Source organism: Nocardia sp. NPDC005745, assembly GCF_040630775.1.
Classification (GTDB): Bacteria; Actinomycetota; Actinomycetes; order Mycobacteriales; family Mycobacteriaceae; genus Nocardia.
In genome coordinates this window covers 17114-42071 of the sequence record NZ_JBEXYF010000018.1, presented here as the reverse complement: position 1 = coordinate 42071, position 24958 = coordinate 17114, and the positions used below count along the sequence as shown (strand labels likewise).

General features: G+C 70.5%; 2 protein-coding genes (1 of these 2 only partly in view). Both read right to left on the bottom strand.

All coding sequences use genetic code 11. The features are described from left to right. Window positions 1–3548 carry the 5' portion of a thioester reductase domain-containing protein gene (locus ABZ420_RS20095; RefSeq protein WP_357124690.1) on the bottom strand. Its footprint begins 8608 nt before the window's first position, so the window shows 3548 of its 12156 coding nt (coding positions 1–3548); its start codon is at window positions 3546–3548; its stop codon lies off the left edge, out of view. Continuing rightward, window positions 3545–24958 carry an SDR family NAD(P)-dependent oxidoreductase gene (locus ABZ420_RS20090; protein WP_357124687.1) on the bottom strand — a complete coding sequence of 7138 codons (21414 nt, stop codon included), beginning with the start codon at window positions 24956–24958 and terminating at the stop codon, window positions 3545–3547. The genes ABZ420_RS20095 and ABZ420_RS20090 overlap by 4 nt, the downstream gene beginning before the upstream one ends.

Sequence of the window (24958 nt, the reverse complement as noted above, 5' to 3'; positions counted from 1 at the left end):
GGCACGCTGTATCCCGAGGTCTGCCCGCCGTGGTTGACCGCGCTGCCGAGAATCAAGCCGTGGATGGTGTCGCCGTCGGCGCGGGCTGCCGACAGCGGCTTCAGATACAGCGCGCCGACGCCTTCGCCGGGGACATAGCCGTCGGCGCCGGCGGAGAAGGGCCGGCACCGGCCGCTGTCGGACATCATGCCCAGGCTGTGCAGCAGCAGGAATTTGTCCTCGTGCAGCAGCAGATTCACCCCGCCCACGATCGCCGCGTCGCATTCACCGTCCAGCAGACTGCGCCGCGCCAGATGCAGCGCGGTCAGCGACGCCGAGCACGCGGTGTCCACGGTGAGGCTCGGGCCGCGCAGGCCGAGGGTGTAGGAGGTGCGGTTGGCGATGGACGACGGGATGGAGGCCACCGCGACGGGATCGCCGTCGCGGGTGGCCGCGACCCCGAGCAGCCGGTAGTCGCTCCAGGTGGCGCCCACGAACACACCGACGCGGCGTGCCCGCACGGCCGGATCGGTGTGGTGGTAGCCGGCGTGCTCCAGCGCCGCGTACGCCTGCTGCAGGAACAAACGCTCCTGCGGGTCCAGCAGCGGCGCCTGGACGGGCGGGATCCGGAAGAACTGAGGGTCGAAACCCCCCACATCGCGCACGAATCCGCCGATCATCGGCGGCGCGCCCGGAGTGCCCTGGACGGCGGTGAGCCACCAGCGTTCGGCGGGAACCGGGCGCACCGCGTCATGCCCGTCGCGCAGATTGCGCCAGAACTCCTCGATGTCGTCGGCGTCCGGATAACGGCCGCTGATGCCGACGATCGCGATGGGCTCCTCGACAGGCGCGCCGCGCTCGTCGCCCGGTACCGGCACGGCGGCAGCGGCGGTGGACGCGGCTGCCGGTTGCAGTCGTGCCCGCAACGCATCGGGCTCGCCCCAAATCGCCGCGAGGTGAGCGCGGTCGAGCGTGCCACACGACAACAGCAGATCGATTCCGGTCGCGGTGGGCAGCAATCCGGCACCGGCCCGCCGCAGAGCGGCGATCTGCTCGGCGGGCGGGCGCATGCCGCCCTCGGCCCACAGCGGCCAGCCGACGCTGATCGTCCGGCTTCCGGCCCGATCGCGCTGTTCGGCGAAGACGTCCAGATAGCGGTTGGCCGCCGCGTAATCGGCTTGCCCGGGATTGCCCAGCACCGCAGAGACCGAGGAGAACAACACGGTCAGCCGGGCCTCCGGTAGCGCCCGCGTCAGGTGCTCGACGCCGTAGACCTTCGGCGCCAGAACGGATTGCGCGTCGTCGCGGCCGGTGCTCGACAGCAGCCCGTCGCGCAACTGTCCCGCACCGTGGTAGAGCACATCGACCGGTCCGAAGGTGGCGTGGGCTATCGCGGCGACGCGTTCGGCGTCCGCGGCCACCGACACGTCGGCGCGCACATGAACGGCTTCCGCGCCGAGGCCGGCGAGTTCGCCGAGCAGTCCGGCGGCCGCCGCGTCGAGCGGACGGCGCGACACCAGGACCAGGCGGGCGCCGTACTCGCCGGCGAGGCGGCGAGACAGCTGCTGCCCGATTCCACCGAAACCTCCGGTGACGACGACCACCGATCCCGGGCGCAGCGCCGCGTCGCCGGAACTCGGCATGGGGTCGGTGAGCAGGCGTGCCCGGCGGACCTGGCGTCGTCCGCCGTGGTAGCGGATCTCGGTGTCGGGATCGCGTTCATCGATGCCCAGTTCGGCGGCCACGAGGTCGCCGATCGCCTCGGCGGGGTCGCGCTGCACGGCACGCAGCAGCGGTTGCGGCTGCTCGAGCTGCAGCGTGCGCGCCAAGCCGCCCAGGAGTGCGCAACTCGATTCACCCGCGGGGGTAGCAGGCGTGAAAGCGAGCACCCGGCGCACCGGCGACTCCGGCACCGCCGCCGCGCGCAGTAGATCGCGCAGCGGCAGATACACCCGCTCGATCAACGTCTGCGGATCCGTGGCCGCTTCGGGCCACAGATACACCGCGGCGTCGAAGCGCAGCCGCCGTGCTGTCAGCTGTGCGACCAGCAGCTGCATGTGCTGCGAGTTCGCCGGGTCGACGACGAAAGTGTTTGCACCGGAGACGAATTCGATACCCGGCCGGACCCGCATGACGGTGGCGGCCTCGTCGTGCGGGTAAGGGTGCTCGGCGGTGTCGAAGACGAGCAGCCCCTCCGGTTCGTGACGCGGATGCGTGGTGGCATCGGGTTCCCAGTCGAATCCGAAGGTGATCAGGTCGTCCGCCCCTGCGGGAACCGCGGCGGGGGGGACGGCTGTGACCGCTTCCGTTGGCGGCTCGGCGGTGCGCACGTCCGCGACGGAATCTGTCGCGGTCACGACCGGCTCGTCGAAGGCAGTACCGGGGGCGGGATGCGCTGTGGCGTCATGGGGCCGGTAATTCGTGCCGACGGTGTCGGCGAGATGTCCGGCGAGCGCCTCGATGGTCTGGTACTCGAACAGCAGCGTCGGATAGAGCGGCTCGCCGACCCGCGCCTCCAACTCCGCGGTCAACCGCAGCAGGCGCCCGGAATCCAGGCCGAGCTCGTAGAACCCCACATCCGTCGCGATGCCGGCGGGATCGGCACCGAGTTCGCTCGCGACGAGAGCAGCCAAGTCGGCGGTGATCACCGCACGCGGATCACCGGCGGCAGCCACATGGGTGGAAGCAATCGGTCGCGGCGGGGATGTCGACTCCGGTGGGGTCAGCAACCGCTGAATGTCCGCGCTGCCCCGCACCCGCTTGGACGTCAGCCGATAGCCGACCACCGGCGATCCGTCCCGGTCGTAGACGGCTACCTCGGCTTCGAGCAGGTCTCCGCGGTGCCCGCCGCCGCGGACCGTGGCCCGCACGAAGACCTCCTCGGGAGTGGCCCGCCAAGCGCGCACGTCACCGAAGTAGATCGGGATGAACGCGCTGTCGTCGTCCACGCCTAGGCGATGCGGGTCGATGAACGGCACGATCGTGGAGGCATCCAGGAACGTGGGATGCAGCAGGAATCCGGGCAGATGCGCGGCCGCCTCGGGGCCGAGACCGAGTGTCGCGGTGACCAGGTCGTCGCGGCGGTCGAAATGTCCTGTGGCGCGCATGAAGTCGCGATGCTCGATACCCCGGCTGCCGCTCTGGGCGTACATCTCGGCCATACCGCGCGCCTGCGCCGCCGCCCGGAACCCGGCGACATCGATTCCGGGCGGTTCGGCGGACGAATCAGCGAGCAGCACAACACATTCCGCGACCGGCTCGTTCGGCCCGACGGGCTGGCCCGCCGCGTCCAAGCGTTGCACGTCGATGGCGATGCGGCCGGTCGGGCGATCGACCCGGAACGCGATACGCACCGCGCCGTCGTCACCGAGGGCCACCGGACGCTGGAACAACGCCTCCCGGATCGTCAGGTCGCCGGGCCGGTACCCCGCGGCCATCGCCGCACGCAGGATCATGTCGAGATACACCACGCCCGGCAGGATGCGGACACCGTGCACCCGGTGATCACGGACCACCGGGTCCTCGGCGCGCAGGGTGGTGGCGAAGCTGTCCAGGTCGATCCCGCTCATCGCAGCGGCTCCACCCGCAGGAACGACGGCGCGGGTGCGCTCGCCGTCATCGGGACCACGATCCGCGGCGCGGGCTCCGTCGATGTGCTGGGAACCGTTTTCGGCAGCATGAAGCTCCTCTTGCGGAAGGCGGGTGGATCCAGGGGGTGGCGCGTCGGCCGGTGCCCGTCGGGCGCCTGTTCGATGACGAGGTGGGCATTGGTGCCGCCGAAGCCGAACGAGCTGACGCCCGCCGCGCGTGGCCTGCCGTCGGCCGGCCGCCACGGGCGCAGTTCCCGGTTGACCTGAAGCGGCGAACCGGTGAACTTGAAACGCGGATTGAGGTTGTCGCAGTGCAGCGACGGCGGCAGCGCCGCGTGGTGCACGGCGAGGATCGTCTTGACCGCCCCGGCGATGCCCGCCGCGGACAGCAGATGGCCGATATTGGTTTTCACGCTGCCGACCGCGCACGGCTCCGGGCCCCGCGAGCGGTCGCCCAGCACGGTCGCCAACCCCTTCAGTTCGATGGGGTCGCCGATCATTGTGCCGGTGCCGTGCGCCTCGAGATACGACAGCGCGTCCGGCGACATGCCCGCCGCCTCCAGCGCCGCGGTGACCACTTCGATCTGCGCGCGCATGTTCGGGGTGGTGATGCCCATGGTGTGCCCGTCGTTGCCGATCGCCGAGCCGCGCAGCACCGCGTAGACCCGATCGCCGTCGGCGAGGGCGTCGTCGAGCCGTTTGAGCAGCAGCAGCGCCGCACCTTCGCCCGGCACGAAACCGTCGGCGTCCTCGGAGAACGTCGCGCACCGCCCGTGCGGCGAGAGCACACCCGCCGCCGACAGGGTGACGAACGGCATCTCGTCGAGCAGCACCTCCACGCCGCCGGCCAGCGCCGCGTCGACCTCGCCCGACCGCAGCGCCTGGCAGGCCAGATGCACCGACAACAGCGACGACGAGCACGCGCTGTCGAGCACGACATTGCCCGCGTGCCAGTCGAAGAAGTCGGAGATGCGCGCGGCGATGAAGTTCTGCCCGATACCGATCACGGTGTGCCGGTCGGGCACCGGAATCCGGTTGAAGTAGTTCGCCGCCCGGCTGCCGGCGTAGACGCCGACCCGCTTGCCGGCCAGCTCGTCACGCCGGTAACCGGCATCGGTGGTGGCCAGCACCGAGGTCTCGAGCAGCAGCCGCTGCAACGGGTCCATCTGCCAGGCGAGTTCGTCGGTGACCGCGAAATACTCCGGATCGAACAGATCCACACCGTCGACGAACCCGCCCCACTTGCTGTTGGTCAGCCCGGGCCCGCCGGTGGGGCGGTAGAACCGGGCGGGATCCCAGCGAGCCGGGTCGACCTCGCGGATGCCGGACGCACCGGCGGCCAGCAGCCGCCAGAACGCCGCCGGAGTGTCGCCGCCGGGCAGCCGGCAGCCGATGCCGATCACGGCGATGGGCTCGGCTGCCCGGCCGCGGCGTGTGTCGGCAGCCCAGGTGGCAGCGGTGGGGCGTGACTTTCCGCGCTGCTCCGTCTGCGGCGGGGCACTCGACGCACGCTGCGGATCGGCAGGCGAATCCGGTGGCGGTGCGGGCGCGAAGCGTTCCGGATACTGCTCGGTCAACAGACTCGCCAGCTCGTCGAGCGTCGGGAATTCCAGCACCAGTGCCGGGTCGAAGGGCTGACCGACGACCTGCTCGATCCGGCGCACCGCCGAGGCGATCAGCACCGAGTCCGCGCCGTACTCCTCGAACCGTTTGTCGCCCTCGAAACGGGCCGGGGCCAGCTTCAACTCGTCGGAGAAGATCCGCAGCAACTCCTGATACGCCTCCGCGGACCCGGTCGCGGCCGCGGGCCGCGCAGCCGGTGCGGCCGCCGTTTCCGGCGCGGGCCGACCGGTGCGCGTCGAAAGATCGGCTGCCGCACCGTGATATGGCAATACGACCGGAGCAGGCAGTCCGAGCACCGCGTGGAGCAGCTCGAACCCCTCCGCGGCGCTCGGCGCCGGAAGGCCGGTGGCCCGATAGGCCGCGCTGGTCACCTCACCGAACCCGGTGCCGCGGAACGACGGCCACTCCACCGACCGGAAATAGGGTTTTCCCAGCGCGTGCTGGGCTTCGGCGAAGCGGTCCAGATGCGCGTTGGCCATCGCGTAATCCGACAGACCCACCGCCAAGCCGGGCAGCACGGCCGACACCGACGAGAACAACACGAAGAAATCCGGACGGTCGGCGGCGAGCACGTCGGCGAGGACCGCCGTACCCGCCAGCTTGGGTTCGAGCACGGTCGCGATGGCGGGGCCGGTCTTGCGCACGAACGCCGGACTCTCGCCGGAAACGCTTCCCGCGCAGTGCAGCACGCCACCGATGGGACCCAACTCGCGCCGCACCCGGTCGAAGAACCCCGACAGCGCTGTCGCGTCGGTGAGGCTGCCGAAGTAGGTCCGCACCGCGACGCCGCGGTCACGCAACGCCACCAATCGCCGCACCTTCTCCGCCACCGACCCGGATCCGGCGGCCGCGCGGTCCCATTCCGGTTCCGGCGGCAGCGGATCCCGGCCGAGCACGGCCAAGCGGCGCGCCCCACGCTCGACCAGCGCCGCCGCGAACTCCGCGCCGAGTCCGCGCGTCCCGCCGGTCACCACGTAGGTGCGTGCGGGATCGACGACGAGATTCTCGCGTGCGGACGCGTCCGCCAGTTCGACGGCTTCGCGGATTCCGTCGCGATACCGCACCCGCGGGCAGCTGTCCTCGGTGGCGGCGCACTCCGCGCCCAGGATGGCCAGCAATCGCGCGGGATCGGCGCACACCGCCTCTCGCTGGGCGACCACATGGACGCTGCGCGTGCGCACGTCACGGATTTCCGCGGCGAGCGCGGCGACCAGACCGCCCAGCGGCGCGGCTTCCGGGCCCTCGGCACCGACGTTGCCGCCGCAAACATGCACCAGCGCGAGCGAACCGGCGCGCGCCTCGAGCACACCCTGATACAGCCCCATCCGGCCGAGATCACCCGCGGGCCTACCTGCCGCCGCGGGAGCGAGATCGCACACGTCGAGCACGCAGTCGGTATCGGGGTAGCGCGCCGCGAGCGCCCGGCCCAGAGCCGCACCCGCGTCGAAGTCGTCGCGATTCAGGTCGCCTGGCAGGTCCGACAACCGCACCAGACGGCCCCGATCGCCCGCTGCGGCGGCGAGAGCCTCCACCAGAGGGTGGGGAGTACGTGCGTCGTACACGATCAAGCTACGGCGGGCGCGCAGGTCACCGCTGGGGAGCGGAGCTTCTCGCCATACCGGAACCAGCAATCGGCGTTCCGCTGACGTGGATTGCGGAATCGCCGCGGGTTGGCCGACGCTGTCCGGTCCGGACGCCGACTGCCGGCCGGGCGTGGGCTTCGTGGCGAAATCGGAGCCCGGCACGGTCTGCGGGCTCGGCGCGGAAGCGGAGCCGGGCACCGGCGCGACATCCGGAATCCAGTATCGCTCCCGGGCGAACGGATAGGTGGGCGCGGGAATGCGACGGCGAGGTCCGGGATCGCGGACGGTGGCCCAATCGATCTCACCGCCGTCGAGCCAGCGCGCGATCCGGGAGTCCTCCCCCGCATCCCGGCACGACCTGGCGCCGGGCGCGTCGTCGACCCAGGCGCGTACGGCGGCGCGCAACTGGTCGATGTCGCGGGCGACGAACGCGGCGCGCGCGCTGCCCGCCTGACGACCAACCTGCATCGTGTAGGCCAGATCGGCGAGGTTCGGTTGTTGCGCGGCGAGGAAACGGTCCAGCGCGGCGACGTACTCCACCAGCCGGTCGCGGTCGCGAGCCGAGACCGGAACGACCTGCCCGCCGCTGAACCGGGTCGGCGGCCTGCGGTCGACGTACTCTTCGATCACCACGTTGGCGTTGGCTCCGCCCGCTCCGAACGAACTCACCGTCGCCCGGCGCGGGCGCGCCGGATCCCCGCCGGGCCACGGCAGCGGCTCGGCCGGAATCCGGAACGGCGTCGCCGCGAAGTCGATGTTCGGGTTGGCCGGAGTGGCGTGCAACGACGGCACGATGGTCCGGTGACGCAGTTGCAGCAGCACCTTCGTCATGGCCGCGACACCGGCCGCCGCCTCGAGGTGGCCGACATTGGACTTCACCGAGCCGATCGGTAGCTCGGACACACCGGAGCCGCCGAAAACCTTGGACAGACCCGCGATTTCGATCGGATCACCCAGTGCGGTGCCGGTGCCGTGCGCTTCGATGTAGGACACCGATGCCGGGTCGACCCCACCGGCGCGCAGCGCCGAGCGGATCACCGCCGCCTGTACGTCGGGATTGGGCACCGTGAACCCGTTGACGCGACCGCCGTGATTGATCGCGGTGCCTTTGATGACGCCGTAGATGGTGTCACCGTCGGCTTCGGCGTCGGCCAGCGGCCGCAGCACCATCGCCCCGACGCCCTCACTGGCCACATACCCGTCGCCGCCCGCGCCGAAGGAGCGGCAGCGGCCATCGGTGGAGGCGAACTGCCCCTGGCTGAGCGCGACGAACTTGTAGGGATGCAAGGACAGATTGACGCCGCCGACCACCGCCAGCCTGCATTCGCCGGTGCGGATGCTCTGGCAGGCCAGGTGCAGCGCGGTGAGCGAGGACGAGCACGCCGTGTCCACCGCCATGCTCGGCCCTTGGAAGTCCAAGGCGTGCGAGACGCGGTTGGGGATGCTCCAGAACGTCGACCCGGGCAGCGTGCCGCGCCCGAGGCGGGACTCCTCGGCCCCGAACATCTGGTAGGTCCCCCACATGACGCCGACGAACACCCCGGCCTGCTCCGGGCGCAAGCCGCCACGGGCCAGGTCTGCGCGGGTATGCCCGGCGTCTTCCAATGCGGCCCAGGCGGTTTGCAGGAACAGCCGCTCTTGCGGGTCCAGGATTTCCGCCTCGCGCGGGGAGATGGCGAAGAACAGCGGATCGAAACAGTCGACGTCGTCGAGGAATCCGCCCCACTTGGTGTAGGAGGTGAACGGGTTGTGCCGATCGGGAACGAAATAGCGGCTGTGGTTCCAGCGCTGCGGCGGGATCTCGGTGACGCAGTCGCGTCCCTCGACCAGCACCCGCCAATACGCGTCGAGTCCATCGGCGCCCGGGTAGCGGCCGCTGACACCCACGATCGCGATATCCCCTACCGCGCCGGTGTCGCGGCCGGCATCAGAGGCGGTGGCCGGGTCGACTGCGGTCGGTATCGCGAACGAGTCGGCCGCGGCACGTTGGTCGAGCGGCTGGTGTGTGAGCTGCCGGTCGTGCGCGAATGAGCGGCCGTTGGTGCCGGGCTCGTTGGTGTGTGCTGCTGATTCGATGTCGACCGTCTGCGGCCGAGCGTCGCCGTTCGGTGTGATCGAAGTATCCGCGTTGTGCCTTGTCGGAGCGGGCGTTCGCGCCACCGTTCGATCGGAGGAATCGCCATGGCTCTCGATCGACGGCGGCACGAACGGCTCGGCAGCGGATCCGAGCCGCACCAGCAGGCCGACCACCGCGCGCGGGGTGGGGTACTCGAACGCCAGCGTCGCGGGCAGGCGGTGACCGCTGCGGCGGGACAGTTCGTCGCGGATCTCGAGGGCCGCGACCGAATCCAGCCCGAGTTCGTGCAGCGGACGATCGAGGTCGTCACCGGGCGCCAGGCCGAGGCAGCGCCGAACCAGAGCCTCCATCTCGGCCGTCGGATCGCTTGCGGCGGGGACGTGGTCGACATCCGCGATAGTGGGTGTGACCGAATCCCGCAGCACGTCCGGCACGTCGGCTCCGCCTACCTCCGGCCGCGCGAGCGGCAGCACGGTGACCGCCGCCGGTAGTACCGAACCGAGCAGGTGGGCGAGTGTGTCGAAGGCCTGTTCAGGGCGCAGCATGCCGTAGCCACGCCGGGCCAGCCGCTGCACGGCGCCGCTGCCGAGTCGCTCGACCATCCCGGTGTCCGCCCACGGACCCCACGCGATCGACAGCGCGGGCGAGCCCGCCGCACTGCGCGACTCGGCCACACCGTCGAGGAAGGCGTTGGCGGCGGCGTAGCTGGACTGCCCAGGCAAACCGACCACCGCCGCGGCCGAGGAGAACAGCAGGAAGAAACGCAGAGAACGAGCCGCGGTCAACTCGTGCAGATGCCATGCCCCGAACGTCTTCGGCGCGAGAACCCGCCCGACGCGTGTTGCCGTCTGCTCGGCGACCACGCCGTCATCGAGCACCCCGGCCAGATGCACCACGCCCGCCAGCGGCGGCAGCTCGCGGTCGATCCAGTCCAGCGTTGCCGCCACGGTGTCGCGATCGGCGACGTCGAGCGACCGCACCACGATCCGCGCCCCCCGTCCCCGCAACTCCGCGATGACCGACTCCGCTCGGGCATCGGGTGCCGACCGCCCCGCGAGCACCAGCTCCGGCCAACCCTGGTCGACGAACCAGCGAGCCAGCCGCAAGCCGACTCCGCCGAGACCACCGGTGATCAGCACCGTCCCCCCCGCCGCGGACGCCACCGCCGACTCGCCCTGCATGACTTCCAACGGCACCAGCCGCGGCACACTCCGACGTCCCCGGCGCAGCGCGAGCTGGCGCGGCGCCTGCGGCGTGACGAGCGCGTCGACCACCGAGCGGATGTCGCCCAGCTGATCGAGATCGACGATCCGACACCCGATTTCGCGATGCTCGAGCTGCGCACTGCGGGCGAAGCCCCACAGCGCGGACTGCTCGGGAGCCACCTGATCGGTGGGATCGACCCGTTGACCGTGGCGGGTGAGCAGCCACACCGCGGGCTCTCCGGCCAGCGCCGCGGCCTGCACGAGATGCAGAGCGCCCACCACCAGACGTTCCGCGGCGACCGGCGCCGGGGCATCGTCGGCGGAGAGGGCGAGCGCCGAGACGATCCCGCGCAACGACGTCCGTCCGTCGCTCACCGCGCCGAGCAGCGCACGCACCGCCGCGGGGACGCCCAGGTCGACCTCGAACTCGTTTTCGGCACGGAACGCGAACCCATTGCCGGGCCGGGCCAGGACGCACTCCGCGCCGCGCGCCCGCAAAGCGTCGGCGAGTCCCTCGGTGAAGTCTCCGGGCGCGCCGATGATCAGCCAGCGCCCGGCCGCCGAGGCGGGAAGTGCCGTGCCGGTTTCCTGCCAGTCGATGCGGTAGGCGTCCGTGACGGTCCGGTCGTGCGGCACAAGGGGCGGCTGCCCGCCCGCGTTCGGCGTGGGTGTCGGCATCACGCGCAATCCGTTCGCGACCAGCACCGGGCGACCCTCCTCATCGAGCAGTCGAACATCGGCGACACACAGCTGTGGCGTCTGCTCGACGACGCGCACATGGCCGAATCGAACGGTGCCCGCCGCGACCGAGACGAGTGCCTGGTCGATCGCGAACGGCACCCACGTCTGCTCCTCGGCCCTCGGCGACATCGCCGCGTAGGTGGCTTGGAACGCCGCGTCCAGCAGAACCGGATGCACCATGCCCACGCCGCTGTCGATGTCGGGATCCGACAACGTGACCAGGGCTTCGCCGCGGCCGAAGCGCACGCCGGTGACACGGCGGAACGCAGGGCCGTAGGGCAGGCCCGCTCGGGCCAGCAGCTCGTAGAAGTTCGCCGCGGCGAGGTGTTCCGGACAGTCGCCGAGGATCTCCGCCAGGCCGGGACCGCCCGGAATCCGGCGTGTTCCGGTGTGGACGTGAGCGCGTGCGTGCGTGCCGGAACCTTCGCTCGACACCTGCACCGCCCACCCGTCGCCGGTCGGCTCGACGTCCACCCGCACCGGCTGCGGGCCGCTCAGCGTGAGACCGCGGGCGATCACGAGGTCCTCGATCGCGACGAGGTCACCGGCGACGAGTTCACGCGCGGCGTCGGCGATCGTCGCGACGAACCACGCTCCCGGTACGACGACAGCCCGATCGACGACGTGATCGGCCAGATAGCGCGGAGACTCCGGCCCGAGCACCAGATCGAAAGACGCCGCCCCGCGCGAATTCGGATACCCGGCACGGTCTTTCTGTCGAGTGGGAGTCCGCACCGGAGCGCTTTCCGGCCGTACCGGGTTCGTTTGCGGTGTGGCAGCACCGTTCGAGGCGTTCCGCGTAGCGGCGGCATCGGCCGACGCACTCTTCGAGTACTCAGGGGCAGTTGGGTTCGGATCCGGAAGCGGCGCGTTGTCGGGTCGTGATGAGCGGCCCGCGAATCGCACCGGCGTGGTGTCTCGCTCCGCGAGTGCGCCTCCGGATCGCACCGCGAGATCCGACCTATGCCCGGAGTTACCCGGTGGCGTCGAGGCGGCTGTCTCGGATCGAGAGTCGATCCAATAACGTTGCCGCTGAAACGGATATGTCGGGGCGAGCACACGCCGCCGATCGCGCGGCCGGTGCACCTGCTCCCAGTCCACCGGCACGCCCGCCACAAACAGCTGCCCGAGCGCCGTCATCATCGTCTCGCGGTCACCGCGTCCGCGGCGCAGCGACGCGGCGAACCGTGCCGAGCCTTGGGCTCGCTCGCCGAGCGCGGACAACGTCGGCTGCGGACCGATTTCGAGGAAGTCGCCGATGCCCAGCTCGGCCATGGCCCGCATGCCCTGGGCGAATCGCACCGGCTGACGCGCATGCCGCGCCCAGTACTCCGGCGTGAGTTCCCCCGCGCGCAGCGGCGCACCGGTGAGGTTCGAGATCAGCGGGATCGCGGGGTCGGTCATCGTCGCGCCGGCGGCTGCCGCGGCGAGGTCGTCGAGGATCGGATCCATGGCCGCGGAGTGGAAGGCATGCGAGACGGCGAGTTCGGCGGTCCGGATACCGCCCGCCGACAACTCCTCCTGCAGCAGACCGAGTGCGGCTCGTGGCCCGGCGACCACCACCTGTGCCGGTCCGTTGTAGCCGGCGATCGACACCGTGGGTTCATGCCGTGCTACGAGCGGGGAAACCTGCTCGGCCGGAGCGTCGACGGCCACCATCCCGCCGCCGTCCGGTAGGCGCTGCATCAGCCGCCCCCGTGCGGCGACCAGGCGCAGGGCGTCCTCCATGGTCATCGCGCCCGCCGCGCAAGCGGCGACGTACTCCCCGACGCTGTGCCCGAGCACCGCCGCCGGCGTGACCCCCCAAGCCCGCCACAGTTCCCACAGCGCCCACTCGACGGCGAACAACACCGGTTGAGTGAACATCGTGCTCCGCAGCAACTCCGGCCCGTGATCTCCGTACACGGCTTCGACAAGCCCGATTCCGTCCGCGATCGGTCCCAGCACCGTGTCGCAGCGCCGCAGGGCGTCGCGGAAGACCGGCTCGGAATCGAACAACGCACGTGCCATGCCGGGGTACTGCGATCCCTGCCCGGTGAACAGCAGCGCCACCTTCGCGCGCGCTGTTCGCTCCACCCGGCCGCGAATCAGGTCGGACCGGCTCCGCAGCTCTCGCGCCGCGGCGTCGCCGGTCTCGGCGACCACCGCGAGCCGCTCTTCGAAATGGGTGCGGCCGGTCGCGGCGGTATAGGCCAGATCGCCGAATGACGAACCCGCCGAGTCGATTTCGTCGGCCCAACGCCGGGCGCTGTCGGCGAGGGCTGTTTCGTCGCGTGCGGACAGGACGAGTACCTCCGGGGCCGGCGATTCCGGTCGCGGCGCCTGTGCCGGGTCACCCTGCGCCAGAACGACGTGCGCGTTGGTGCCGCTCATCCCGAAGGAGCTGATCCCGATCGCCGGTTCGTTGCCGGTGCGCGGCCAGTCCCGCCCTTCACGCACGACTTCCAGCGGCAGTGCGGCCCAGTCGATCAGCGGATTGGGTGTGTGGAAGTGCAGGCTCGGCGGTATCCGGTGGTGCTGCAACATCAGCACCGCTTTGATGACCCCCGCGACACCGGCCGCCGCCTCGGCGTGCCCGATATTGGTCTTGACCGACCCGATGAGCAGCGGCTGCGTGCGGCCCGCCCCGTACACCTCGGCCAGCGCGGTGGCCTCGATCGGATCACCGAGCGGGGTGCCGGTGCCGTGTGTCTCGACATAGTCCACCGTGGCAGGCCGCACGCCCGCCCTCTCCAGAGCGTCGGTGATGACGCGTTGCTGGGCCGGGCCGTTGGGCGCGGTGAGACCGTTGGATCGGCCATCGTGGTTCACCGCGACGCCACGCACCACGGCCAGCACCCGATCGCCGTTGCGGCGGGCCTGCGACAGCCGGGTCAGCACCAGCACGCCACAACCGTCGGCGCGGACGTAGCCGTTGGCGTCGGTGTCGAACGCGCGCGACCGTCCGTCGGGCGAGAGCGAGGCCAGACGGCAGAAACCGATGGTGGTCTCCGGAGCCAGTTGGAGGTTGACTCCACCTACCAGCGCCAGATCGCAACGGCCCGCGCGCAATCCGTCGGAGGCGGCTTGCAGCGCCACCAACGACGAGGAGCATGCCGTATCCAATGTCATCGCCGGGCCTTGTAGTCCGAGGACGTAGGCCAAGCGCCCGGCCGCCACGCTCGGCGCCGAACCGATCACCGAGTAGGCGCCGATCGCGGTCGGCTGGGCGGCGCGCGTCGGTGTTGCCGGATACTCGCTGAAGCACAGTCCGACGAACACGCCGGTGCGGCTGCCCGCCAGCGTGCCGGGTGCGCGGCCCGAGCGCTCCAGCGCCTCCCAGCTGGTCTCGAGCAGCAAGCGTTGCTGCGGGTCCATCGCGCGCGCCTCCGCCGCGCCGATACCGAAGAACGCGGGGTCGAATTCGTCGGCGCCGTCGACGAAACCGCCCCATCGGGTGTACATCGTGCCCAGGGCCGCCTGGTCGGGGTCGTAGTAGGCGTCGATGTCCCAGCGCTGCGGCGGCACCTCGGTGATCGCGTCACGTCCGTGCCACAGCAGGTCCCAGAAGTCTTCCGGTGTGCGCACTCCGCCGGGGAAACGGCAGCTCATGCCGACGATGACGATCGGGTCGTCGGTGGGCTGGTCGCTTCTGGGCTCCCGTTCGGCCGAAATGTTCCCCTCCACTGGCTGTTCTCGCGGCCGCGGCACCGGAAGTTGGTGCGTGGAGGCGACCGCGGAGGGTGTCGTGGGCGTGACCGAAGGTTGCGGTGTGGGCGCGACCGGAGAGAGTGTCGCGGGCGCGATCAGAGGTTGCGGTGTGGGCGGAACCGCAGAGTGTGTCGCGGGCGGAACCGGAGGTTGCGGCGCGGGCGGAACCGCAGAGTCCGCCATGGGCGCGACCGGAGGCACGTGATCGGCGGTTTCGTGTTCGCCTCCAGTGGAGGCGAGCGCACCCTTTCGGTGCAGGAACCGCGCGATGTCACGCACGGTCGGGTAGTCGAAGACGAGCCCGGCCGGCAACGGCATCCCCACCTCGGTGGCGAGCGCGGCGCGCAACTCCATCCCCGTGAGGGAGTCGACCCCGGTGTCGTGCAATGGCACATCCGGATCGAGTTCTCCAGCCCTGTCCAGTACGCGCTTCGCGACGCGCTGCACCAGCGCCTCCATGGGGGCGCTGTCGTTCGACGCGACCGGCGGCGCCGATGCCCGAGTGGTCTCCGGTCGGGTTCGCAGCGGCGCTGCCACGTGCGGCGCCCGGTGCGCATACCACCGTTCCGGCACGAATTCGAAGACGCCCGGAGCAGTGCTGTCGTGCCGAAGGAGATGCTCGAGCGCCGCGGCCGCATCGTCCTGATACAGCGGCGGCAGACCGCGCCGCACGAGCCGCGCGGTGACATCGGACCGATCGGCGGCCATACCCACATCCGCGAACGGTCCCCACCCGATGCTCAGCGCGGGCAGTCCCTCGGCCCGCCGCCGCCAGGCCAGCGCGTCCAAGGCGGCGTTGGCCGCGGCGTAGTTCGCCTGGCCCGGGGTGCCGAGCAGGCCCGCTACCGAGGAGTAGGTGACGAAAAGTTCCAATTGCTTATCTCGGGTGAGCTCGTCGAGGTGACGCGCCGCGTGATATTTGGGCCCGAGCACGGTCTCGAACCTCGACCAGGTCTGCTCGGTCACCACGCCGTCGTCGAGCACTCCCGCGCAGTGGATGACGCCGCGCAGCGGTGGGAACTCGGATTCCGCGATGCCGCGCAACAGTGCCGCGACCGCCGCGCGCTCGCTGACATCCGCCTGCCGCGCCGTCACACCGACTCCGACGGCGCGCAGCGATTCCAGCAGCCGCTCCCCGGCCGCGTCCGGTGCGCGTCTGCCGACCAGCACCAAGTGCCGGGCGCCACGGTCGGCCAGCCACCGTGCGGCCGCCGCACCGAGGCCGCCGAATCCTCCGGTCACCAGGTAGGTGCCATCGGGCAACCGGTCCCCGCGCGCGGCGGGGCTATCCCTGGCGAGCAGGACGACGCGACCCGGATGATTTCGTTGCGACATGGCGCGGAACGCCTCGGCGGCACGGTCGATACCGTGCACCGCGTGCGGCAGCGCAGTCAGTGCACGCTGGTCGAACAGGTCCATCACGCCGCGCAGGATCGCGCCGAGCCGCCGCGCGCCGACAGCGGCCGGATCGAACGGCCGGTGGTCGACATCGTCGCGCCGGTGAACCGCGCCGGTCTGCACCGGATCGATGACCTCGACGAATCGACCGCCTGTGCGGAGGATCTCGGGGGCGTGCGCGGAAAAGCCGTCCCCCAAGCTGTCGACGACGACATCCACCCCGCGCCCCTCGGTCGCCGCCCGGACGCGTTCGCCCACCTCGTCGCCGCGCCAGGTATCGATCCGCGTGACCGGCAGACCCGCGCTCTCAGCCCAGCGACACAGCGCGGCGGTCGCGAGCACCTGCGCGCCGGCGTGCGCGGCCAGCTGGACCGCGGCCATGCCGATGCCGTCGGCGGAGGCGTTGACGAGCACAAGGTCCCCCGCGCGCAGCTCGCCCAGGTCGAACAGCGCGTGCCAGGCGGCGGTGAAGGAGTACGGCACGGTCGCGCCTTCGGCGAAGGAGAGGTGATCCGGCAGGCGGGCCACCATCCCCTCATTCACCGTCACGTGACAAGCGAAACCGCCGGTCACCAAGGCGACAACTCGGTCACCTATCGCGATTCCCTCGACGTCGGCGCCGACCGCGGTGACCCGGCCCGCGCATTCCGAGCCCAACGGCAGCACACCTTCCGGATGGATGCCCGAGGCCACCCACAGGTCGTGGGCGTTGAGACCGGTCGCGGCGACGCCGATTTCGACCTCATCGGACGCCGGTGCGCGCCGCGTTGCGGACGTCAACCGCATCCGGTCGAAGTCGCCGGAGCGGTCCGCGACCAATCGGTAGTCGTCGGTGGACGCGAGGCCGTCGGCGAGACGAGCTGTCAGCCAACGGCCGTCCCGAATCGCGAACTCTCCGGTGCGACCGCTGAGCAAGCCGTCGACAATCGGTGCGCTGTCGACGGACGATCCGGCGGTCAGATCCAGCAAGCGACATCCGAACTCGGGGTGCTCGGTGGCCAGTGTGCGTCCGAAGCCCCACAACAGTGCCTGATCGGGATCCGGCCGGTCGGCCGGTGCGACGCGCTGGGCGTTCACCGTCAGTAACCACAGCGCGGCAGGACGGTGCGCACCCGAATCCAGCGCGCGGGTCAACCGCAAGGCGGCTTCGATACGAGTCTGCGCGGACGCCGCCGTCCACGCGAACACGACGCCTCGGAACGGGTGCGTGGTCGCCGACGAAACGGTCTCGTCCGCGTGCTCGTCCTCCGGGCGAACAACCACGGTTTCGATGCCGCGCGCGCCCAATCCTGCGGTGACGGCAGCACCGACCGGCCCGTCACCGAAGATCAACCAGCGACCTGCCGGCTGCTCCCTCGCCGACGCTCCACTCTCGACGGGAATCCATTCCAGGTGGTGCAGCAGACGTCCGAGCCTGGACGAGTCGGCTGCGACGGCTTTCGATACGGCATCTGGTTTCGCGCTGAGCAGGCTCACCCCCCGCAAAGCGGCGAGCGTTCGCCCGGACGCCGAGTGCAGCGTGGCGTCACCGACGATGACGCGCGCACTGCGTTCGGTCACCCGCACCCGGCATCGGACGATCGATTCTCCGAGCTCCGGACCGCCGAAGAATCGAGCACGACCGATCTCGGAGGGCAAGAACATCCCTTCGCCTCCATTGGCGGTCACCACGAGGCTGTGCAGGCAGGCATCGAGCACGATCGGGTCGAGCACGGGTGCGCCGTTACCCGGCAGGCGGAACACGGCCTCGGACCCGGTGTCACTGATCCGCCGGAAGTCGAGGGCGCAGCGGTAGTCGGGGCCCAGTTCGAGGCCCAGCCCAGCCACGGTGTCGTAGTAGGCGGGCCAGACCCGCGCGTCCGAATCACTCGTCACACCATCGTGCGATTCGGCCGAATCATCGGCTGCGGCAATGAGAGTGGCTGTCGCAAAGCTGGTCCGAGCATCGCCGGGGCCGACGAAGCGCACGTCGTAGCCGTCCGTGCCGGGTTCGAGCAGGACCCGCACCACCGATTCGGCGGTGACTTCCAGCGGCTTGATCAATCGCAGCCCGGCGACCTCCCACGCCCCGGGCAACCGAGCGGCGATCTCGTTCAACCGAACGCACAACCACGCCGCGGGTACCGTCGGCACGCCACGCAGCCGGTGTCCGTCGAACATCTCCGGTGCCAGCCGCAGGGTGTGCGACGAGCTGGTGTCCTCCGAGCGCGGCTCGAGCTCCAGCCAGTGCCGTTTCCGCTGGAACGGATACGTCGGCAGGTCGACACGGCGCCACCGGCGACCGGAATATTCCGCCGCCCAGTCGATCTCGTCCCCCGCGACATACCGGCGACCCAGCTCGACCGAACCACCCGTCACCTCGACGACCGAACCGCTCGCGGTTACTCCCGAGGCGACATCCTCGAGCGCGGCGCGCAACTGCGCGGCGGTATCGAAGCCGATCGCGACGCGCTCACCGAAATGTGTACGGCCGACGGCGGCGGACGCGCACACATCCAGCAATGCCGTCTCCGGATGGGCAGCCAGCAAATCGCGGTAGCGAGCCGCCAGCGCACGCAGGGCCTCGGCGCTCTTCGCCGACAGCACCAGCAGGTAGGGCCCGGAATCGGTCACCGCACCGGTTTCGGAGACCTGAGGCGCTTCTTCGATCACCACGTGCGCGTTCGTCCCGCTGATCCCGAACGCGCTCACCCCCGCCCGCCGCGGTCGCCGCGAACGCCGCCACGGGCGCTCCTCGGCGACGACGCGGACCGCGATCGAATCCCAATCGATGTGCTGATTGCCCGAACGGAAGTGCAGCGAGGCGGGAATGCGCTCGTGCCGCATCGACTCGATCACCTTGATGATGTTGGCGATGCCCGCCGCCGCCTGGGTGTGGCCGAGATTCGACTTCACCGACCCGATCCACAGCGGCGCGGCCTCGGTGCGGTTCTCGCCCAGCACCGAGGCGAGGGCGTGAACCTCGATCGGGTCGCCCAGCGCGGTGCCGGTGCCGTGCGCTTCGATGTACTCGATGTCGCCCGCCTCGACCGACGCGTCCGCCAGCGCCGCACGGATGACTCGTTCCTGCGCCGGACCATTCGGCGCGCTCAATCCCTGACTACGACCGTCGGAATTGACCGCCGATCCGCGCACCAGCCCCAGCACCCGATCGCCGTCGAGCTGGGCGTCGGCCAGCCGCTTGAGCACGAGCACCCCCGCCCCGTCACTCCAGACCACGCCGTCGGCACGCGCGTCGAAGGTCTTGCACCGGCCGTCGGCGGCCAGGCCGCGCGCCCGCGCGAAGTAGATGTCGAGCGAGGGCGTGAGCACCACCGTCGCACCGCCTGCCAACGCCAGATCGCATTCGCCGCTGCGCAGACTGCGCACCGCCGCATGCACCGTCACCAGCGACGAGGAGCACGCGGTGTCGATGGTGAGGCTCGGACCGTTCACGCCGAGGAAGTACGACAGCCGCCCGGAGGCGACGCTGGACAGATTGCCGGTGCCGAACCAGGCGTCGGGCGCGACACCGGCCCGCGCCATCCGTTCGGCATAGTCATTGGACATCAGACCGACGAAGACGCCGGTCCGGCTGCCTTCCAGGCGGCTCGCGGGATAACCGGCATGTTCCAGGGCCTCCCACGACGTTTCCAGCAGCAGCCGCTGCTGCGGGTCGAGCATCCGCGCCTCCCCGACGGAGATGTCGAAGAACCCGGCATCGAAATCCTCGACACCGTCGACGAAGCCGCCCCAACGCGTGTAGGTCTTGCCTTCGGCGTCCGGGTCCGGATCGAAGACGGCGTTCACATCCCAGCGCTGCGCGGGTACCTCGGTCACCGCGTCGGTCTCGGTGGTGAGCAGGTGCCACAGGTCGCCAGGGCTGCGCACGCCACCGGGATAGCGGCAACCCATGCCGACGATCGCGATGGCGTCGGCGTAATCGTCGGCGGCAGCGCTCGTTTCGCGCCCTGTGAGCTGCGCCACGTTCGGTGTACTAGGTGTAACCGGGAGTTCGGGGGGGTATACCGAGGGCGTGAGCTGCTCGGAGGTGCGCGTGGTCGGTCGCTGTGCGGCTTGCGCTCGACTTGTGCGACCGGGCGCTGACTTCGCATCGAGCCGGGCGATCTCCTCGGACACCGCGGCGACGGTCGGATGATCGAACAGCAGGGTCGCCGGAAGTCGTACTCCCAGATCAGCGGAGAGCGCGTTGCGCAGCTCGACGGCCATCATCGAATCCAGCCCGAGTTCCCGCAGGGGCGTGCGGTCGGAAACGGCTGTCGTGCGGCCGAGGGCGGTCATGGCGTGGGCACGCACCAGATCGAGCAGTTCCCCGAGCCCACGCAAGGTTCGAACATCCTGCGAGTCACCCTGATCGATCGCCTCCTGCTCCGCCGGTACGTCGGTGAAGGTGGGGAATACCGCGACGACTCCCTCGGCCGACAGCAGCGAGCGCAGCGCTCGAACACCGTCCTCGGCGGCCAGTTCGGCGACGCCGTGGCGTGCCCACGCTCGGCGGGCCGTGTCGCTCAGTCCCGCGGCCATGCCGGTGCCCGCCCACGGGCCCCACGCGATGCTCACCGCAGGCAGCCCTTGCGCCGCACGCAGGCGGGCGAGGCCATCGAGATACGCGTTCGCCGCGGCGTAGTTGCCCTGCCCGGCCGTGCCCACCACGGCGCTGACCGACGAGAACAGCACGAACAGATCCAGCGATCTGCCCGCGGTCAGCTCGTGCAGGTGCCAAGCGCCGCCGACCTTTCCCGCGAACACCCGATCGATGTGGCCCGGAGTCTGCTCGATCAGCAGGGCGTCGTCCAGAACACCCGCGCAATGCACCACCCCGGCCAGCCTCGGAAGCTCGCGACCGAAGCGAGCGAGCAGCCGGGACAACGCCTCCCGGTCTTCTACGTCGACCACCGCGGTCTCGACATCCGCCCCCGAGGCGGAGATCCGCGCCATCTCCTGCTCGTCTTCCGGACCAGGGGCGCTGCGACCGGCGAGCACGACCATGCCGGCACCGGCCTCCGCCAGGATGCGCGCGGCGGTCAACCCCAGCGCTCCGCGACCGCCCGTGATCAGATACGCCGCGCCACGGTCCAGCTGAGGCACTCCCCAGAATTCATCGGAGGGCTGCATCCGCAGCGTGTAGCGGTGGCGTCCGCGCAAAGCGATCGCGAAGTTCGCCGCATCGGAACGGATTTCGCTCACCAGGCGGTGGTCGTCGCAGCGCGCGCCGTCGGGCAGATCGATCAGGCGACAGCGCAACTCGGGAAACTCGGTGCGCACCACCGCCCCCAGTCCCCACAGGGTTGCGGCGGCCGGGCGCACGGGTTCGCCGGACAGTGCTCCGGTTGCCCCGATGGTCACCAGGTACAGCGGCGCGTCGGTGACTGCCCGAGCCATCCGTTGCACAGCATTCGAAGCGAATCGTGTTTCCACACGCGCCGCTTCGGCAGTGTCGTCCGCTTCGGCATCGGACAGATAGATCACTGCCCGCTCCTCGCCGGGCCAGCGGGCCGGATCGGTCGTGCGCTCCACTGCCACCGCATCGGTGCCCGCAGCACGCAAGGCGGCGGCGAGCCGGTCGGCCTGTTGCCCGACGCCGATCACCAACACGGCGGCCGGGCCCCGTCCGCTCGGCGACACCACGGCGAGTTCCCAGAGGGGGCGGTGAGTGAGGCCGGACATGCGATCCCGATCCTGCGACTGCCCGGCAGTGCCGGACTCGGCGAACCATACGTCTTCGATATCGCAGACCACCGCCCCGGCGGTATCGAAAACAGTGATACGAACCGTGCGGCCGGTGCGCTCGGCCAGCGCCCACCCAGTGGCAACCGCGTTCACGCTGGACAAACGCAAACGGCCGATACCAATCGGCAGTCGAGCCGTGTCGCTGTCCCTGGACACCAACGCGAGACCGGTCTGCACCGCGGCATCCAGCAGACAGGGCAGCCAGGCGTCTGGTTCGTCGGCCAGCTCCGCCGGGCGTCTCAATTCGGCCAGCACGCTGCCCTCGCCCAGCTGCAACCGCGAAAGCCAGCGGAATCGTGGACCGAACGTCAATCCGGCGTCCGCACAGCGACGATAGAAGTCTTCGACATCCCATTCGGTGGTCGGCGCGAGCCGCGCCGCGGACAGTTCGCCGGAGTCGCGCGTCCCACCCGCGGCGGCGCGAACCGCTGCGGATACCGCGGTGACACTGCCGTTGTCGACGTGAAACCGCACTTCGGTGCGGTCACCCGCGACGGACACGTGCGGCTCGGCCAGTTCCTCCAGCGGCACCGGCCGCGCGGCCACGAAATCGATCAGCTCGTCGTCGGCGCCTCCGGCCGCACGCAACGCGCGCAGCGCGAGTTCCGCCGCGGGCACCACCGCCCGGTCCCGAAACCGGTGCTCGGCAAGGTATCCGGTGCGCGCAGAGGTGCCAGCGATCGGCACAGTGACCCGCTCTCGCTCGAAAGGATAGGTGGGCAGACCGTTGCGCCGCCGCGCGTCCGGGTGCACCACCGAGGTCCACTCGATCTCCGCGCCGGCGCAATACAGCGCGCCGAGACCGGTCAGCAGCACCTCATCGTCGGTGGCGGTCCGGCGCATACTCGGCAGCCACAAGGCATCAGGATCGGCGTGCCGCCCGAATTCCAGCAGCACCGGATGCGGTCCCACCTCGAGGTAGGCGTCCACGCCCGACTCGGCGGCCGCGCGCACGCCCTCGGCGAAACGGACGGTGCCGCGAGCATGCGCACGCAAGTACGCGGCATCCACGGGGCCTTCGAGCCGCGCGCCGGTCACGTTCGACACCAGCGGAATCGCCGCCACGCGCGGGGCGGGCACCAACTCGGCGACCCGGGCCTCGAAGTCCGCCAGCATCGGATCCAACAGAGGCGAGTGGAACGCCGTCGTGCCGGGCAACCGCACCGTGCGGATCGACCGTTTCTCGGCGGCTCGCATCACCTGCTCCACCGCGTCCACCGCTCCGGAGACGACGAATTGTCCGGGGCTGTTGACCGCGGCCACCGACACACTCGCCGCGAGGTCCTCCCACAGCGTTCCGAATTCCTCGGGTGCGGAGAAGACCGCCGCCATCGCCCCGCGCTGGGGCACCGCTTGCATCAACCGGCCGCGTTCGGCGGCCAGTCGCAACCCGGCGTCGAGGTCGAACACGCCCGCGACCGTCGCCGCGACCAGTTCACCCAGGCTGTGTCCCAGCACGACGTCGGGTCGAATGCCGAACGCCGCCCACAGTTCGGTGCACGCCCATTCGATCGCGAAAAGAGCCGGTTGCGCGTAGTCGGTGCGGGTCAGCGACTCCTCGTTCGCCTCGAACAGCAGCGACCGCAGACGGATTCCGCCCGGAAGCGGTCCGAGCAACTCGTCACAGCGGTCGAGCGCCGCGCGGAAAGCCGGATATCTGCGGTCGAGTGCCGCACCCATCCCCGCATACTGTGCGCCTTGTCCGGTGAACAGCATTGCGATCCGCGGTTTGCCCGGAATCGAGTTCATTGATCGAGGTGAAGGTTCTGCGAGCCGGCGCGCGGCCTCCTCGGCCGTTCGCGCCACGACCGCGCGACGGTGCACGAAATGCATGCGTCCCAGCGCGGCGGTGGCGGCGGCATCGGCGAGCGGCACCTCCGGTCGCGCCAACTGCCCGGCGTAGCGGTGAGACAGGATGTCGAGCGCGGACGGTGTGCGTGCCGAAAGAGCGAGCAGCGCCGGTCCTTCCGGGTCCGCACGCGGCTGCGGTGCGGGCGCCTGCTCCAGCACCACATGCGCGTTGGTGCCCGCGAAACCGAATGAGCTCACGCCCGCCAGCCGCGTCCGCTCCGTGCGCGGCCAGACGACATCGCGGGTCGGCAGCGCCAGCGCCGTGCCGTCGAGCGTGATTTTGGGGTTCATCGTGGCGAAATCGTGCTGGCGCGGAACGCGTTCGTGCTCGAGTTGCAGCACCACCTTGATCAGCCCGGCGATACCCGCGGCCGCTTCGAGGTGACCGATCTGCGACTTCACCGACCCCAGCAGGCACACCGACCCATCCGCCCGCGGCGCACCGAGAACCTGGGACAGCGCCTCGATCTCGATCGGATCGCCCAGCGGCGTGCCGGTGCCGTGCGTCTCCACGTAACCGATCTCGTCGGCGGCGCATCCGGCGTCGGTCAGCGCGTCGCGCAGCAGTTCGCGCTGGGCCGTCGGGTTCGGCGCGGTCAGCCCCATGGAACGACCGTCGTGGTTCACACTCGAGCCGCGGATGAGCGCCCTGATCGCGTCGCCGTCGGCGATCGCTCGCGAAAGTGTCTTCAGGACAACAATTCCCGCGCCCTCGCCGCGCACATACCCGTTGGCGCGAGCGTCGAAAGGACGACAGTGCCCGTCCGGTGAAAGCGCACCCATCCGGGCCAGCGCCTCCGAGGTGAGTTCGGATTGCAGCAGATTAACCCCGCCCGCCAACGCGACGTCGCACTCCCCCGCCCGCAGGCTGCGACATGCCTGATGCACCGCCACCAGCGATGACGAACACGCCGTGTCGATCGCCACGGCGGGACCGCGCAACCCCAGCACATAGGACACCCGCCCGGCGACGATGCTCGACATCGTCCCGGTGAGCGTGTGCGCGTCCACCGAACTCACCCAATCCGGTGTGATCGTGCGCTGATACTCCTGCCAGCTGACGCCAAGGAAGACACCGGTGCGGGCCGCTGCCGGGGTGTCCGGTGCCAGTGCCGCGTCTTCCATTGCCTCCCAGGCGACTTCGAGCGCCAGCCGCTGCTGCGGATCCATCGACGCCGCTTCGCGCGGCGCGATGCCGAGGAACTCGGCATCGATGGCATCGATGGGACCGGTCAGCAGGCCCGCCCGCCGACGCGCCCGCCGAGGAGCGGAATCCGCTACCGCCCAACGGCTTTGCGGCGCATCGACGATCGCGTCGCGGCCCGAGGACAGCAGTTCCCAGTACTGCCGCGGCGTTTCCGCACCGCCGGGAAAACGGCAGCCGATACCCACGATGGCGATCGGCTCGCGCTGCGGCCGCGCCTCCAACTCCTGTATCCGGCGGAGCGCCCGCGTCAGCAAGACCCGTAGGTCATACCCATCATCCGACAT